The 1,699-nt window shown below is 54.0% G+C and carries 2 protein-coding genes and 1 pseudogene; all 3 read right to left on the reverse strand.

Going from position 1 to position 1,699, the window contains the following annotated elements; genetic code table 11:
• Positions 1-101: 101 nt before the first annotated feature.
• Positions 102-932, reverse strand: a complete 831-nt coding sequence (locus QZ279_RS07320) for a 3-keto-5-aminohexanoate cleavage protein (protein ID WP_293449627.1) — start codon at positions 930-932, stop codon at positions 102-104.
• Between the two features lie 8 nt (positions 933-940).
• Positions 941-1,555 carry a protocatechuate 3,4-dioxygenase subunit alpha gene (pcaG, locus tag QZ279_RS07325; protein WP_293449629.1) on the reverse strand — a complete coding sequence of 205 codons (615 nt, stop codon included), beginning with the start codon at positions 1,553-1,555 and terminating at the stop codon, positions 941-943.
• Positions 1,556-1,557: 2 nt separating this feature from the next.
• Positions 1,558-1,699: pseudogene (locus QZ279_RS07330) on the reverse strand (protocatechuate 3,4-dioxygenase subunit beta); the annotation flags it as partial.

The raw sequence follows: 1,699 nt of genomic DNA on the forward strand, positions 1-1,699 counted from the left end.
CGACAAAGGCCGCTACAAACGACATAACCGCCTCTTTCGTGACATTGCGGCGCAATACACTGCCGGGCGGTGATCTTCTGGTTATGAGTCCTGACCCTAGTTTATGCCCGTAATCCCAAGATCAAGCGAGCCTGCGCAGGAGTTGCGACAGGACGTTCATGAGTGGCGCAAATATCGACCGCACGCTGTACCAAAGCAGCATTTGAGGGCGCAAGTGTGTTGCGATCCCAACGGACATTGTCCTCAAGGCCAGTGCGTACGTGACCGCCAGCACCAATTGCCCATTCATTTAGAACGATTTGATTTTGGCCAATGCCAGCAGCGCACCATGCGGCCTCTTCGCCGAACAAGCGTGCCACAGTCGCGCGATAAAAATCGAACACCTGGCGATCCACGGGCATTGCATTTTTCACACCCATGACGAATTGCACGTAGGGCGTCTCTTTGATCTGACCGCGTTCATGCATCAAAGCGGCGTGGAAAATATGGCTTAGGTCAAAGGCCTCAATTTCGGGTTTCACATCATTTTCGATCATTTCAGACGCAAGCCAATCGACCAATGCAGGCGGGTTTTCGTAAACGCGTGTCGGGAAATTGTTGGATCCAACCGACAAAGACGCCATGTCGGGGCGCAACGACAACATGCCACCGCGCTCTTTACCAGCACCGGAGCGCCCCCCGGTCGAGAGCTGAACGATCATCCCCGGGCAATGTGCTTCAACGCCTTCTTTCAGGCGTGCGAATTTTTCTGGATCAGAGCTGGGTGTTTCGTCGTCATTGCGAACATGCGCGTGACAAATGCTGGCACCCGCCTCGAATGCCGCGTGTGTGCTTTCAATTTGCTCGGAAACGCTGATCGGAACTGTAGGGTTGGCCGCCTTTGTTGGCACAGATCCAGTGATTGCGACGCAAATTATACAAGGTTTGCTCATGCCAGGTCTCATATATCAAAGAAAATGGTTTCGGTGGGGCCTTGCAGCCAAATGTCAAAGCGATAGACGCCGTCCGCTTCGGGCTTGGCCAGAAGGGTTGGGATACGGTTTTGATGTTCTATGCGGGTCAGGATCGGATCTGCTGCGTTTGCATCGGTTTCATCCTCAAAATAGATGCGCGTGTGCAAGCCGATATTGATGCCACGTGCGACAATCCATGCCGTGATGTGGGGGGCTTGGGGGCGACCATCGATAAAGGGCACGGCACCAGGTTTGACGGTTTCAAACGTGAATTCGCCTGTGTTCATATCACCGGTGGAGCGGCCCCAACCTGTGAAGTTTGGATCGGACGTGCCGCGCGTTTCATTCGCAGAACGAAACAAGCCAGCACTATCAGGTTGCCAGATTTCGATCATGGCATCGCGCAAGGGCGTGCCTGTACCGTCATAAACTGTCCCTTTGATGGTGATCTCTTGGCCTTGCACAGGGCCGGTTTTCAACGACGTCCCCAGATCACCGCCATAAATGTCGATGCCTGTGAAATTCGGCGTGCAGCCAATGTGAACGTAGGGACCAGCTGTTTGGCTGGGGCTTTCGCGCAGGTAATCCAGTTTCTGTACCATGATCAAAGCCCCTCTGGTCGGTTTTCGAAATAGGTCTGTCGCTGTCCGCGCAGCACGATGTCAAATTTGAAAGCGCGGCTGTCCACCGGAACTGTGCGATGCATATCCAAGGGTGCAGTCAGCGCAGCAATGGCCTCTTGGTTT

This window comes from Planktotalea sp. (assembly GCF_018607965.1).
In the GTDB taxonomy this organism is placed as follows: domain Bacteria; phylum Pseudomonadota; class Alphaproteobacteria; order Rhodobacterales; family Rhodobacteraceae; genus Planktotalea.